Origin of the sequence: Lentibacillus cibarius (assembly GCF_005887555.1) — a bacterium.
GTDB classification, from domain to species: Bacteria; Bacillota; Bacilli; order Bacillales; family Amphibacillaceae; genus Lentibacillus; species Lentibacillus cibarius.
On sequence record NZ_VCIA01000001.1, the window covers coordinates 2,683,732 to 2,696,847 of the forward strand.

Annotated in this window: 11 protein-coding genes and 1 pseudogene; 7 read left to right on the top strand and 5 right to left on the bottom strand. The window is 41.1% G+C overall.

Features of this window, described 5'->3' with window-relative positions; genetic code table 11:
- The first annotated feature begins 7 nt into the window (after positions 1 to 7).
- Both FFL34_RS13160 and FFL34_RS13165 read left to right on the top strand, forming a co-directional pair.
- Positions 8 to 298, top strand: a complete 291-nt coding sequence (locus FFL34_RS13160) for a hypothetical protein (protein ID WP_138603824.1) — start codon at positions 8 to 10, stop codon at positions 296 to 298.
- 53 nt (positions 299 to 351) lie between these two features.
- Positions 352 to 651 carry a TIGR04104 family putative zinc finger protein gene (locus FFL34_RS13165; protein ID WP_138603825.1) on the top strand — a complete coding sequence of 100 codons (300 nt, stop codon included), beginning with the start codon at positions 352 to 354 and terminating at the stop codon, positions 649 to 651.
- 163 nt (positions 652 to 814) lie between these two features.
- On the opposite strand, the pseudogene FFL34_RS13170 reads toward FFL34_RS13165, so the two are convergent.
- Positions 815 to 2,390 (bottom strand): annotated as a pseudogene (locus FFL34_RS13170) (alpha-keto acid decarboxylase family protein).
- Positions 2,391 to 3,046: 656 nt separating this feature from the next.
- Between FFL34_RS13170 and FFL34_RS13175 the strand changes: the two are divergent.
- Complete coding sequence (locus FFL34_RS13175; protein WP_138603826.1) at positions 3,047 to 4,276, top strand: MFS transporter; 1,230 nt, start codon at positions 3,047 to 3,049, stop codon at positions 4,274 to 4,276.
- A 209-nt stretch (positions 4,277 to 4,485) separates the two neighbouring features.
- On the opposite strand, the gene FFL34_RS13180 is transcribed toward FFL34_RS13175, so the two are convergent.
- Genes FFL34_RS13180 through FFL34_RS13190 form a run of 3 tightly spaced genes read right to left on the bottom strand, consistent with a single transcriptional unit; the run spans position 4,486 to position 6,162 of the window.
- Entirely contained in the window at positions 4,486 to 4,932 is a 447-nt protein-coding gene (locus tag FFL34_RS13180; protein WP_138603827.1) for a FixH family protein, read from the bottom strand.
- Between the two features lie 22 nt (positions 4,933 to 4,954).
- Positions 4,955 to 5,536, bottom strand: coding sequence for an SCO family protein (locus FFL34_RS13185; RefSeq protein WP_138603828.1), 582 nt, complete (start codon positions 5,534 to 5,536; stop codon positions 4,955 to 4,957).
- A 38-nt stretch (positions 5,537 to 5,574) separates the two neighbouring features.
- Positions 5,575 to 6,162: a DeoR family transcriptional regulator gene (locus FFL34_RS13190; RefSeq protein WP_171046372.1), complete on the bottom strand. Its 588-nt coding sequence runs from the start codon at positions 6,160 to 6,162 to the stop codon at positions 5,575 to 5,577.
- A gap of 233 nt (positions 6,163 to 6,395) precedes the next feature.
- Between FFL34_RS13190 and FFL34_RS13195 the strand changes: the two genes are divergently transcribed.
- Both FFL34_RS13195 and FFL34_RS13200 read left to right on the top strand, forming a co-directional pair.
- Complete coding sequence (locus tag FFL34_RS13195) at positions 6,396 to 6,782, top strand: ArsR/SmtB family transcription factor (protein ID WP_138603829.1); 387 nt, start codon at positions 6,396 to 6,398, stop codon at positions 6,780 to 6,782.
- 12 nt (positions 6,783 to 6,794) lie between these two features.
- Entirely contained in the window at positions 6,795 to 9,428 is a 2,634-nt protein-coding gene (locus FFL34_RS13200) for a heavy metal translocating P-type ATPase (RefSeq protein ID WP_138603830.1), read from the top strand.
- Between the two features lie 122 nt (positions 9,429 to 9,550).
- On the opposite strand, the gene FFL34_RS13205 is transcribed toward FFL34_RS13200, so the two are convergent.
- Positions 9,551 to 11,038 carry a peptide MFS transporter gene (locus tag FFL34_RS13205; RefSeq protein WP_138603831.1) on the bottom strand — a complete coding sequence of 496 codons (1,488 nt, stop codon included), beginning with the start codon at positions 11,036 to 11,038 and terminating at the stop codon, positions 9,551 to 9,553.
- A gap of 541 nt (positions 11,039 to 11,579) precedes the next feature.
- Between FFL34_RS13205 and FFL34_RS13210 the strand changes: the two genes are divergently transcribed.
- Together FFL34_RS13210 and FFL34_RS13215 are read left to right on the top strand one after the other, a co-directional pair.
- Positions 11,580 to 11,996, top strand: a complete 417-nt coding sequence (locus FFL34_RS13210) for an RNA polymerase sigma factor (RefSeq protein ID WP_318279626.1) — start codon at positions 11,580 to 11,582, stop codon at positions 11,994 to 11,996.
- Entirely contained in the window at positions 11,989 to 13,095 is a 1,107-nt protein-coding gene (locus FFL34_RS13215; protein WP_138603833.1) for a hypothetical protein, read from the top strand. The genes FFL34_RS13210 and FFL34_RS13215 overlap by 8 nt, the downstream gene beginning before the upstream one ends.
- Positions 13,096 to 13,116 lie beyond the last annotated feature (21 nt).

The window sequence follows — 13,116 nt, forward strand, 5'->3', positions numbered from 1 at the left end:
CGCTGTTATGGCTGACAAAAATATCGAGGAAGGGAAGAAGCCATACAAAGTTTCTTGGGCTATTTTAGGATTATTAGTTTTAAATTGGTTGCTATTCTTAACTAACTCATATTCTTTAATGCCAGTTAGTATTTCAGATTTAATATTTACTCCAGTGTGGGTGATTTTGTCTGTTGCAGGGATTATTGCTGTGGTTTATGAATTTAAAAAGAACAAAGGCTTTGCCGTTTCACTGGCGGGATTAACTGCAATAAGTTTATTGTTTACTGTGCTTTCATACGGTATAGGTAAAATGTAAACAATTGGACGCGTTAATCTAATAATTTTTTTTCAGACGTGAGGAGGGGTGAAATGCCAACTTGTCAAAACTGCCATAATAAGTGGAAGTGGAAGCAGACTATGAAAAAGATGTTCACCTTAGATACCGGAATGAATTGTCCCTATTGCGGAGAAAGACAGTATCAAACAAGGGAATCAAAAAAGAAAGCAGGTATTTTAAACGCTTTTGTTCTCTTGCCCTTGTTGTTAAATATCTTTTTTGAGATCCCAGCAGCTATTTTGTTAAGTTTATTTCCTATTTTGTTCTTTGTAATTATGTCGCTTAACCCGGTCATAATGCATTTAAGCAATCAAGAAGAGTTTTTAATCTAAGAAATAGAGTTTGAACTCTTCCGGAAAAGGGCGCACTTCCTCCAGAAGTTAAGGAACGGATATATACTTTTTGTACTTGGAAGTATTATTTAATTAAAAGAAGAAGCCCTCTAAAAATATTAAAGGGCCTCTCCGTTAATTCCTGAAAATGTTATAGGCAGTGCTAGACGTTTTGGTTTGCGAATTGTTTTGAAAGCTGTTCCAGCAAATCAGGTTTGTCATCACGATGCATCACAACTTCAATAAGCGTTAAATAGTCGTGGTTGTTTTCTGCTGCTTTTAAGGCGTCTTCAAGTTCAAGCTCCGTTTTTACTTTATAGGTTATACTTTTTCCCTCAGGGCTAAATACCTCTGGCAGCTTCTTATAATCCCACATTGGAATATCATTGTAGGGCTGATTTTCTCCGTGAATCGCGCGTTCTACGGTATAGCCATCATTATTGATTAAGAAAATAATAGGTTTGATTTTCTGAGTGAGCATGCCGAAAAAGTAAAGCCGATGGATCCCCACAGTGGCTGACCAATAAACATGGTATCTTTCGGTATTGGCATCGTCGCAGCACCATAGTAAGAAGTCCCTTGTTCTGCCAACAATATATCTCTTTCTTTCATAAAATAAGATAAGCGTTCAAAGAAACGGTTTTGCTTCATGTTTTCTTCTTTTGCTTCATATGGATCCTGATTGATTTGTGACTTAAGCGGGATGATATTTAGCTCCTCAGGATTTTTTGGGTAATTTTATCACTTAGTGCTACTAACGCATCTTTCATTGTAATTGGCGCATATTTTTTGTTTGTGGCGTTCACAGAAAATGGTGTAATCTGAATCACATTTTTTTTCGAAAAGTCATAGGAAAAACCACCTGTCGTTGAATCGGTAGGTTTAGCACCAATTTGAATAATGCAATCCGCTTCATCTACGCGCTGTTGTAAATAAGGAGCACTTAGTTCGCCATTGTAGACACCAATAAATTGCGGGTGTTTTTCGTTGAAAGCACCTTTCCCACCGCTTAGTATGGTTACAGGAATACTCGTTTTGTTAGCGAATTCCAGCAATTCTTCCCGGTTTTCATAACGGTTTACCTCATAACCAGCTAATATGACGGGCTGTGTTGCATCGTCAATCATAGGAGTCAGCTCAGAAAGCATTAGGCTTAATACTTCGTGATTGCTTGTAGCTATTTCCTCATGTAAAGGACTCTCTGGCTTGTTCGCTGGCTTATTATATACATCAATTGGCAACGTGATGTGAACAGGGCGTTTTTCTGTAAGACAGGCAAGCAGCACCCGGTCAATTTCTTGTGCAGCATTTTCTTGTGTTAATAAGGTTTGAGCCACAGTCACCTCTTGAAACATTCTGGAAAAGTGATCAAACTTACCGTCCCCTAATGTATGATGAACATATAAGCCATTGTCCATAACTTTTGTTGTTGGTGCGCCTGAAATCTTAACAACAGGTACATGTTCAGCATAGGAACCAGCAATTCCGTTGATTGCACTTAATTCGCCAACACCAAATGTTGTGGCTAAGGCGGCAAACCCGTTGATACGAGCATAGCCATCGGCAGCATAAGCGGCGTTTAATTCATTACGATTTCCAACCCAATTCATTCCCTCATAATTAATCACATCATCTAAAAAAGCCAAGTTATAATCTCCAGGTACGCCGAACATATGACGAATGCCTAGTTCCGATAAACGATCTAATAAATAATTTCCAACTGTGTATTCATATTTCATCATTGACACCTCAAATCAGTATTTTTGTCCCGTATGTAACTGGCAGTAAGCCCCTCGATTTCAATTGTTCGAGTATACGATAAAGATTAGGTGGGGGATCAACTACCAGTAAAATGTCGATTCGTTCGGGCCTGCACGATGCAGTCATAAAGGCGTTGCAACAGGATGTTGCGATTTTAGCCTTTGTTCCTCTACAATCAGTGAGGGAAGAAAGAAAACCCCACTGATTGAAGATTCACTTTATCTTGTTTAGGTTTAACATTTATAAACTTTCTATTCTATGACTGGTGAGACTTCAGGAGAAAGATAATAAAACTTGTGTGACACGCCTTATGCTTGTTAGGTCAACTGAATTGACCTTCATGAGAGGGTAACATCAGATTTGCTTTTTTTTAGTGTTAATTCGCTCTCTATTCATTTTATTATTATAGCTACTGTTTTTTGGTGGGAAATTTTTTATTTCATCAATTTCGAAAAGAAACGTATGCTTTGACGGAACGATTTATCACTTTACGGAAGGGATGGGCTCCAGGTATCGGAAAATAACGGAAAACCATGACGACATTGGAAGTCAGTTTATTATAGACGTGATATAATTAGTGAATAGCGCTAAGCACCATTCGCTTGCAGATAAACTGATGGAATAGAGGGGAATTATGGTTTCTTCAGCAACTCATAGGAAAACAAAAGCGAATCATCGAACGGTTTATACCATTTTAGTGATTCTCGGCATATGTCATATGTTAAATGATACTTTGCAGGCTGTTATTCCTGCTATGTTTCCTATTTTGGAAGAGTCATTGGGCTTAACATTTACCCAGCTCGGTCTGATTACTTTTACATTAAATATGGTAGCTTCCGTGATGCAGCCGGTGGTAGGGTTATATACGGACAAGCGGCCAATGCCATTTGCTTTGCCATTGGGACTGGCGAGCAGTATGTTCGGGATACTGGGGTTAGCATTCGCTCCTAATTTCTGGATGATCCTTATCAGTGTTCTGTTTATTGGACTGGGATCAGCAATTTTCCATCCGGAGGGATCCCGTGTAGCCTATTTGGCAGCAGGTCCACGTCGTGGTACTGCACAATCTATTTATCAGGTTGGTGGGAATACGGGTCAGGCATTGGCACCTGTTATAACCGCATTCGTACTCGTACCATTGGGACAATTTGGTGTAATATGGTTTACGGCAGTTGCCGGCCTGGCGGTGATTTTTCTGATTTATATTGCCAGGTGGTACGCGTCGATGACTCCCGCTGTTGCGAAAAAGGAAAAGCCGGGGCAATCGGAAAAAGTCAACAAAAATGTTTCCAAAGCAATACGACATGCGCTTGTGGTTCTTATATTTATTATTTTTGCTCGTACATGGTATGCCAAAGCAATATCCAACTTTTATGCTTTTTATGCAATTGAGAATTATGGCTTGTCTATCGCAGAATCGCAATATTATATATTCACATTCTTATTGATGGGGGCGATTGGGACGTTTCTTGGCGGCCCGCTGGCAGATCGCTTTGGTAAGAAAAATGTCATATTATTCTCGTTGCTGGCCGCTTCCCCATTGGCCTTGCTGCTCCCACATGTAGGTGCAACTGGTGCGATTATTCTGCTTGGCTTACTCGGACTCATTGTTATGTCGAGCTTTTCGGTAACCGTTGTCTATGCTCAGGAATTAGTCCCGGGTAATATTGGTGCCATGTCGGGTTTAACAGTCGGACTTGCTTTTGGCATGGGGGCGATTGGTTCCGTTGCCTTGGGCTCATTAATTGATTTTATCGGACTGACACCGACCATGGTTGTCATTTCGTTGTTGCCGTTGCTTGGAATGGTTACATTCCTGTTGCCATCGGATAAAAAGGTTAGCGAATGGCATGTGGACAGGTGAAGGAGTAGCAGTTCTTTGTATGGTCGCTATTTGTGATACAACAATCAAGCGTATTGTGGAAGAAGACAAAACAAAAAACGCTTGAATAAATCTATAACTTATCCAAGCGTTTTCACTTGTAACGTCAGAAAGTACAAATTTTTGGAAGACCTTATAAGAAAAAGCTTCGGCACTCGCTATAAGGCGAGGCGAATGCCGAGTTTTCCTAATTAATCGCTATTTTCTGCTTCACTGTCTGCACCATCACCGATCGTGATCGATTTCTTCGGCATGGTGTGCATGTCACGTGCGGTGGTGTGGGCATATATTTCATAGACGCCATCCTGGTCAAAAGTCACTTCAGCGGTATAGGTTCCATCACCATTGTTTGTCGAATCGACCATGGTGCTGTCATCTTGTTTCCCTTTTTCCCAGTATTCGAATTCCATTTCTTCCGCATCTGTCACTTTTTCATCACCATAGGTCACGGTTGCTTGCAGGTTGACGGTTTCTCCTGCTTCGGCGGTTTCCGGTACGTCAAAGTCAACCTCGATTGCTTTCAGTTCTTCTTCAACGTTATCGGAACCCTGTTCGGTGTTATTGTTATCGCCGCTGCCACACGCCGCAAGTATGGCCATAGCCAATATAACCAAAATTGTCCAGATAGTTTTCTTCATTCTTTATTCCCCCATATATTTATTAGTTGAGGACGATTTTTAAATCATCAAGTACTTTTTGTACTACTTCTGATTGCTTACCATTGTAGTTTTTAATAACTTTCCCCTCTGGATTGATCAAAAAGAATCTGATGCCGTGGGTTATTTGGTCAGATCCTTCCGGTGGTCTTTTTACCAATGACTTAAATGATTTGATGGAAAACTCTTTAATCGTTTGAAAATCATAGCCGGTTAAAAAGGTCCAATTACTTAGGTCGGCCTGATATTTTTTTGCATATTTTTTCAGGGCTTCTGGTGTATCACGCTCAGGATCAACACTGAAGGAAACAATTTGAGCGTCAAGGTTTTCTTCCTTCATTTTCTGCTGCAGTTCCGCCATGTTCATCGTCATCGGTGGGCAGACAGTTGTACAGCTAGTAAAAACAAAGTCTGCTATCCACCATTCTCCTTCCAAATCACTCTTGGAAAGTGTTCCATTGTCTTGTGTGGTAAATTCAAAGTCACTAACATCTTTGGACATATTTGTGTCAATTTCTTCCCCGCACGCTGTAAGGAAAAGCGTTAATAGCAATGCCGGCAGGGCCAACGTCTTGAATCGTTTCAATATATTTCATCCTTTCTATCGGTATAGATGTTGATGTACTAATGATGTCTGCTAGAGCAGCTGTCATTTCCGTTCATTTTTTGGAAAATGGCTTCCATAGCTTCTGCAAGGTGATAAATCGTTCCACCAAAGCCTTTTACGAATTTATCTGCATCTTCGCTTCGTTCAAATGTCAGCACTTGCGGATGGCAGCATCCTATTTCAACGGAAGTATCTATCACATAAAGGGCTAGTTGTGCACTCAGTGTTGTTTGACGAAGAAAGTCAGGACAAATCGCTTGGATCACATCATCACCGAGCTGACGATGCCGCAAAAGTCCGCAATGTGCACAGCAGGCCGTCTCCGTTCGATTATTTGACAGAATTAGCCGATATGCAAGACGCTCATTCGTGCTGCGGCCGCAAAAAACACAGTCTTTGCTGGCAGGTTTATGGTCGTTCTCTTTTCCGGCAATAGATACTCCACCGAACGTCTTAAGAACGGCACCATCGTCAATTAATGGCTTTAAATCACGGTGGATTGTCATTTCGGAAACGCCAAGCTCTTGGCTCAGTTCGGAAATTTTCATATTGTGATGTTTATTTAACAATTCCTTGATTTTATGTTGTCGTTCAATTGGCAGCACCCGACCAACGCCTCCCTATGTATGATATCGTATAACACATTCAAACAATCTCTAACACCATCATAATCGGGAGCGGGGGTTTTTTCAATGACGTTAATGTGAACGAATCGTGAATGATTTGTGAAAACTTAGATGTTGTACTTTTAATACTCAAATGCCCATTTGAATATTATTGGTTGACTTCATGTATGCAGCGTCATATACTATAAGAAATTATTCAAATAAACGTTAGAATGAAGGTGAATCATGTGAGTGAAAAGACACTAATAAGAACCAATAAAGATACATGTGATACGTTTTGTTACGATGAAGCGCTTGTTGAACGAATGCAACCGGAAGTCGAAAAAGTGAACGGCGTAGAATTGATCTTTAAGGCATTATCAGATGCAACACGAATGAAAATTGCCTATGCGCTAACGCTGGAAGATGAGCTTTGCGTTTGTGATGTAGCCAATATTATCGGCTCAACAACCGCAACAGCTTCTCATCATTTACGGTTATTACGTAACATGAAATTAGCTAAATATCGCAAAGAAGGAAAGCTGGTCTTTTATTCTTTGGCTGATAATCATGTTCATCAATTGGTGTCGATCGCATTACTTCATGCAAAGGAAGACTAGGGGGGAATATAAATGAGTAAAGCAGCGAAAGTGGAATCATCATGCAGCTGTTGTAGTGATCAGGATATAACAAAAACAGCCGATTCCTGCTGTTCCGGGGAGGAAACGGAAAAAGGAGAAAACGAAGAGGAAGAGGGAACAGATGCTTCCGCTTCTTGTTGCAGCAGTGAGACACAACAAGAAGCAACTGTTTCATCCTGTTGCAGCAGTGAGACACAACAAGAAGTAACCGCTTCGTCCTGTTGCAGCGGTGAGGCACAACAGGAAGTAACCGCTTCATCCTGTTGCAGTACAGCTGAAAGTAACAACGACATGCAGGATAATAAAGAAGAAAAGCAGCATATTGTAGAGTACACCATTCAAGGGATGGATTGCCCGTCGTGTGCAGCCACCATTGAAAAAGGCTTACGCAAGACCACCGGAATTCAATCCGTACAAGTCAGTTATGGAACGGGGAAAATGACAGTGGGTGCGGAAGAGGCTTCCATTCACAATCAGATTCCCAAGCAAGTACAAAAATTAGGCTTTGAAGCCGAACCACTTCATGCAACGAAAGACGTGGAAACCTATCAAATTGATGGCATGGATTGTGGTTCTTGCGCCATGACAATTGAAAAGCATCTAAGCAAAAATCCCAACGTGCAAGAAGTGAGTGTGAATTTCTCTACTGGCAAAATGCAGGTAGATCACACAACCGATCCAAAAGAAATTGTAAAGGAAGTTCAACGTGCAGGCTTCGATGCCTCATTAGACACTTCTGAACAACAAACAGATCAAGAACCTAAGAAGAAAAAGGTAGGAACCTCTACGACAACCTTATCCGGAATCTTTTTGGGCCTTGGCTTTTTGGGGTCATTCACAAGTATTAGTCCAGCTGTCATTACCGCTTTGTATGCAGTGGCCATTCTTATCGGTGGCTATAAGCCGGTGAAAAGTGCCTTCTATGCGATTAAAAGTGGTTCCTTGGATATGAACGTTCTTATGGCATCAGCGGCGGTTGGAGCTGCTTTAATCGGTGAATGGTTTGAAGGAGCAATGGTTGTATGGCTGTTTGCCTTGGGAAATACATTGCAAAACAGATCAATTGAACGGACACGGGAATCTATAAAAAGTCTAGTAAATCTCACACCGTCTGAAGCTACCGTTCGATCGGGTGAACAACTTATCCGTAAAGCTGTGGAGGAAGTAGCGATAGATGATGTCATCGTCGTCAAACCAGGGGAAAAAATACCTCTGGATGGGGAAATCCTAGCCGGCTCGTCTAGTATCAATCAGGCCCCGATTACCGGGGAATCCTTACCTGTTGACAAACAGCAAGAGGACACCGTTTATGCAGGTACGATCAATGAAAGCGGGTCATTAGATATACGGGTAACGAAACTGGTGGAAGATACAACGATTGCCAAGATTATCCATTTAGTGGAAGAGGCGCAAGAAAAGAAAGCCCCAAGTCAAGCGTTTGTCGATCGTTTTGCCAGTATTTATACACCAATTGTTTTTGCGCTAGCTCTTTCCGTGATGGTAGTGCCTCCGTTATTTGGGTTGGGCACTTGGGGAGAGTGGCTCTATAAAGGGCTTGCGCTATTAGTTGTAGCTTGTCCGTGTGCGCTCGTCATCTCCACACCGGTATCGATTGTATCGGCGATTGGAAATGCCGCTAAGAATGGCGTGCTAATTAAGGGCGGTACGTTTTTAGAAAAGGCTGGAGTCGTTCAAGCAATTGCTTTTGATAAGACAGGGACGTTAACGGAAGGGAAACCAAAAGTTGCGGAAGTGTTGAGCGTTAAGCATGATAGAGATGAACTGATTGCTATAGCACGAACTATTGAAGCATATTCCACTCATCCCATTGCTCAAGCGATTACAACGTACGCCGAAGAACGTGCAATTGATATGAAAGAAGGGGAAGCATTTCAAGCGATTGCGGGTAAAGGCGCCCAAGCTACTATTGATGGGGTGGAATACTTTGCGGGGAATCCTGCGTTGTTTAATGAATTAAATGTTTCACTTCATGAAATAGAAGAGCGTCTCGATTCTTTGCAACAAAACGGAAATACGCTTGTCGTCGTTGGTACCCGTACCGAAGTTCTCGGAATCATTGCTGTTGCTGACACGATTCGCCCTATTACAGTTCAAGCGATTCAGGCACTAAAGGGAATCGGAATGAATGAGATGGTCATGCTAACAGGAGATAATGATGGCACGGCGAAAAAAATCGCCAGCGAAACAGGCGTTGATCGCCATTTTGCTGACTTATTACCAGAGGACAAAGTGACGGTTATCAAACAACTGCAAGATGAAGGTAAACGTGTAGCAATGATTGGTGATGGCATTAATGATGCACCCGCGCTAGCTACGGCAGATCTTGGTATTGCCATGGGTGGTGCTGGGACGGATACAGCGATGGAGACCGCCGACATCGTGCTCATGGCGGATAATCTGGAAAAATTGCCGCACACGATTCGTTTGAGCCGCAAAGCACTAAATATCATAAAGCAAAATGTCTGGTTTTCCTTACTGACCAAATTAGCAGCACTCGCTCTCATATTCCCGGGAATATTAACATTATGGATGGCTGTTTTAAGTGATACCGGTGCAGCAATCCTTGTTATTCTCAACAGCATGCGATTGTTAAGGCAGAAATAAGAAAGGGATGCGGTCACAGGCTTATGACCCCGTGCTGCTCCCCCCCCGATAGTGAGGATATTTAACAAAAGAAACAGCCCCGTCCTGCATTAAGGGACGGGGCTGTTTCTAAGATTAAATGATTAATCTATGCCGCGCATAAACGCGTGTATTTTTTTAGAGAACAGCCACAAGACAATTCCAATAATAACGGAGACAACCCCGATAATCATGAAGTAGTTAACTTGCGTGTCGATGCTGTAAAATTGGACCAGCTGCGCATTGATTGCCTGAGCGGAGGCATTGGATAAATACCATACACTCATCGTTTGTGAAGCGAATGCCGCTGGAGCTAGTTTGGTTGTAGCAGATGCACCGACCGGAGACAGAAATAGTTCTCCCATTGTTACGAGAAAGAAGCTGAGTACAAGCCATAGTGCACTAATTTGTCCGCCGTTTGCCGCTGTGAATGGTATGAGCATAACAAGGAATGAGAATCCTGCTAAGATAACACCGATGGCAAACTTGACCGGAGTGATTGGTTGTTTTTTCCCTAACTTTGTCCAAGCAACGGCAAACAATGGTGCGAAAAAGACGATATAAAACGGATTAATCGATTGGAACCATGTTGATTGGATATGAATCCAGCCCAAGTCCAATTTCGCTTGTGTATCGGCAATTTGCGCAAAGATAGTTGACCCTTGCTCTTGAATGGACCAGAACATGATAGCTGTAATAAATAATGGTATATAAGCAAGCAACCGAGATTTTTCCACATTCGTTGTTTTTTTACTGAAATACATCACAAGAAAGTATGCGGTTGGGATTAATACCCCAAAGATACTGACGATATTAACAAACACATCGATGGTTAAAATATTGGTTGGAATCGTTATTGCCAATAAAGCAATAATGACAATAGCTCCTATGGAAAACCATCGTATCAATTTTTTCTTTTCGGTAGCTGTTATTGGGTTTGGAACATAGCGACCAGCTTCGCCAAGTGATTTACGGGAAGTAACTGCATACCAGATTAAGCCAATAACCATTCCGATTGCTGCTAAAGAAAAGCCGTAATGAAAGCTATAGGTTTGCCCGATTGTTCCGACAATTAATGGTGCTATAAGCGCTCCGGCATTCGCACCTGTGTAGAAAATACTGAATCCGGCATCGCGCCGATAGTCTTCTTTAGAATACAAGTCACCAACAATATTGGATAAGTTTGGTTTCAAAATACCTGAGCCCAATATAATCAATGCCATGGAAACGAATAGCGCTGTAACACTTCCTGGAAAAGATAGCGCTAAGTGACCTAATGCAATTAATATACCACCAGAGATAATTGTTGCTCTTCCGCCGAAAATTCGGTCCGCAAGCCAGCCACCAAGAATGGTTGACATATAAACGAGCGAGCCGTAGATTGACATGATCGAGGCTGCGGTCGTTTTATCAAGTCCGAGACCACCTTGTGTTGTTTCATAGTAAATGTAAAAAATAAGTACCGCACGCATGCCGTAATAGGAAAAACGTTCCCAAAATTCAATTGAAAATAGGGTAAGCAACCCCTTAGGATGACCAAAAAAACCTTTCTGGGGTATGGTTTCCAATATTTCTTCTTTCCTGCTCTTCATCTGTAGAACCTTCCTTCTGTCTAATCTAGCTGTATGAATTGAGTGAAAATTAAATCAACAGTGTGTATATATTTAATTGCAATAATCATAGAATACGCGACGTTTTTTATCATTTCAAGGATATGAAAAAAAGTTTATATTACATAAAGAGTATGAATTATATGTAAACGGGCGTGGGACGCAGGGACAGGTTTGCTGGTCCACGCCAGATTTCGGGAGTTGGGAAAGGTGTTGGGATAGTCTTACGCGTCTGAACTGGGGTTCTGTCATTGTGTTTCTAATCTATTGTGCAGGAATTAATATTTATACCCCAATAGTCGCTTTTTAAAATAATACGGCTAGGAATAAATTTAGGTATTATTTTGTTAAAAAATGAAGCCAAATAAGTGATATATCCGTCTAGTATGAAGAAGTATTTTCAAGGAAGTAGGTGAGTCATATTAGGAAATTAGTAAAAAAAGCGCAAAGAGGCGATGGGAATGCTTTTCTGACATTGTTTCAAAGGTATGAAAACGACATTTATCGGGTGGCGTTTATGTATATGAAAAATAAAGATGACGCGCTTGATGTAATTCAGGAAACTGCTTATCGCTCGTTCAAAAAGATAAGCACATTAAAGAATCCGGCCGTGTTTAAATCGTGGCTAATAAAAATAGCGATAAACTGTGCGACAGATTTGTTAAGAAGAAAAAAGAAAATCATTTACTTGAATCATGACTACGAAAATCTTCTTGATTCAAATAATGAAGACATTCCACTTTCCTTATCGCTGGATGATTTGATAGGGACGTTAAATGAAAGCGAAAAAAGTATTATTCTCTGGAAGTATTATTATGGATATACGCTTAAGGAGATTGCCAAGATTGAGGGAAGCCCTTTGGGAACAGTGAAATCAGTATTATATCGCTCATTAGCAAAGCTTCGAAAGCAAGTAAGGAGGGACGATATGTATGAATAATCAAGTTAAGCGCGAATTAGATAAAATTGAAATCCCTGACGAAGTACATGAGAGGGCCAAGCTGGGGGTTAAAAAGGCGAAAGCAGAGTTCGGTTCTAACAAAAAGAAGTCCGGAAAAAAAAGCATCGTTTATAAACGGTTATCGATTGTTGCCGTCTCTTTCCTGCTTGTCGCGTCCATTTTTATGTTTACACCGGCATTGGCAGCTGTTCAAGAGGTGTATGATAAAATCTTTTCAAGTCAGCATATTGACGATGCAGGGGTGAGGAAGGCACTTACTTCAGGAGAGGGTCAGGCACTTGAACAAACATATTATGATGAAGCCCGCGACATAACGGTAAATTATGAAACTGTGCTGACGGATGATAAAGAAACGAAACTTCTCCTGACTTTCCAAAGTGACTCAACGAATTTGGAGAATTATTATATCGATCTATTTGAAGGCGTAAGTTCCATAAGCCTAATTACGGAAAACGGGGAAAAGAAGGCATTAGATAATGTTGGATGGGGAAGCAGATATTATAATAGTGAAGCAAATCAAGTGGCTGAAGCCTTATCATTTGAATCCATTAAAAAATATGAAGGGCAAAACATTCGTCTCGAAATTGAAAATCTGACATTGTATGAAGATAATGAAAAGGGTAAAGTAGAGACAGTTTGGCCGCTTGAATTAAACCTTGAACAATCTGCTATATCAGATAGAAAAGTGGTGGAAGTAAATAAAGAATTCACATTTAACGACATAACCTATACAATTAGACGGGTGGCGTTTTCTGCATTGGAAACAAGGGTAGTTATCGCCGGTTCTGATACCAAAGTTCTTACCGATGAAAACGGTATGAAATACGAAGTGATGAGCGAATTGGAAAAACAATTCCTCCATGCGAGAGAAATAAGTGAAGAATATGGATATACCTTTAATGAGGAAAAATCCGGTGTGTATATAAAGTCAGCCGGTGAACAGATTGTCCCAGTTTTCAGCAAAGGAGAAGTAATGGCTGGTGAGGACGAATATGTAATGACTTTCGCTCCCGTGGAAGACCGCGAGGATTGTATTCTTGTGGTTGAAGAGAATATTGAGGTACCATTGACGAAATAGAGTGGCTGGAATAGGCATGGA

Excerpts from the sequence above, each read along its gene's own strand:
- FFL34_RS13180 (WP_138603827.1), bottom strand. The coding sequence starts at position 4,932 with ATGAAGAAAACTATCTGGACAATTTTGGTTATATTGGCTATGGCCATA.
- FFL34_RS13215 (WP_138603833.1), top strand. The coding sequence starts at position 11,989 with ATGAATAATCAAGTTAAGCGCGAATTAGATAAAATTGAAATCCCTGAC.
- FFL34_RS13210 (WP_318279626.1), top strand. The coding sequence starts at position 11,580 with ATGAAAAATAAAGATGACGCGCTTGATGTAATTCAGGAAACTGCTTAT.
- FFL34_RS13165 (WP_138603825.1), top strand. The coding sequence starts at position 352 with ATGCCAACTTGTCAAAACTGCCATAATAAGTGGAAGTGGAAGCAGACT.
- FFL34_RS13175 (WP_138603826.1), top strand. The coding sequence starts at position 3,047 with ATGGTTTCTTCAGCAACTCATAGGAAAACAAAAGCGAATCATCGAACG.
- FFL34_RS13195 (WP_138603829.1), top strand. The coding sequence starts at position 6,396 with ATGAAGGTGAATCATGTGAGTGAAAAGACACTAATAAGAACCAATAAA.
- FFL34_RS13205 (WP_138603831.1), bottom strand. The coding sequence starts at position 11,038 with ATGAAGAGCAGGAAAGAAGAAATATTGGAAACCATACCCCAGAAAGGT.
- FFL34_RS13160 (WP_138603824.1), top strand. The coding sequence starts at position 8 with ATGGCTGACAAAAATATCGAGGAAGGGAAGAAGCCATACAAAGTTTCT.
- FFL34_RS13200 (WP_138603830.1), top strand. The coding sequence starts at position 6,795 with ATGAGTAAAGCAGCGAAAGTGGAATCATCATGCAGCTGTTGTAGTGAT.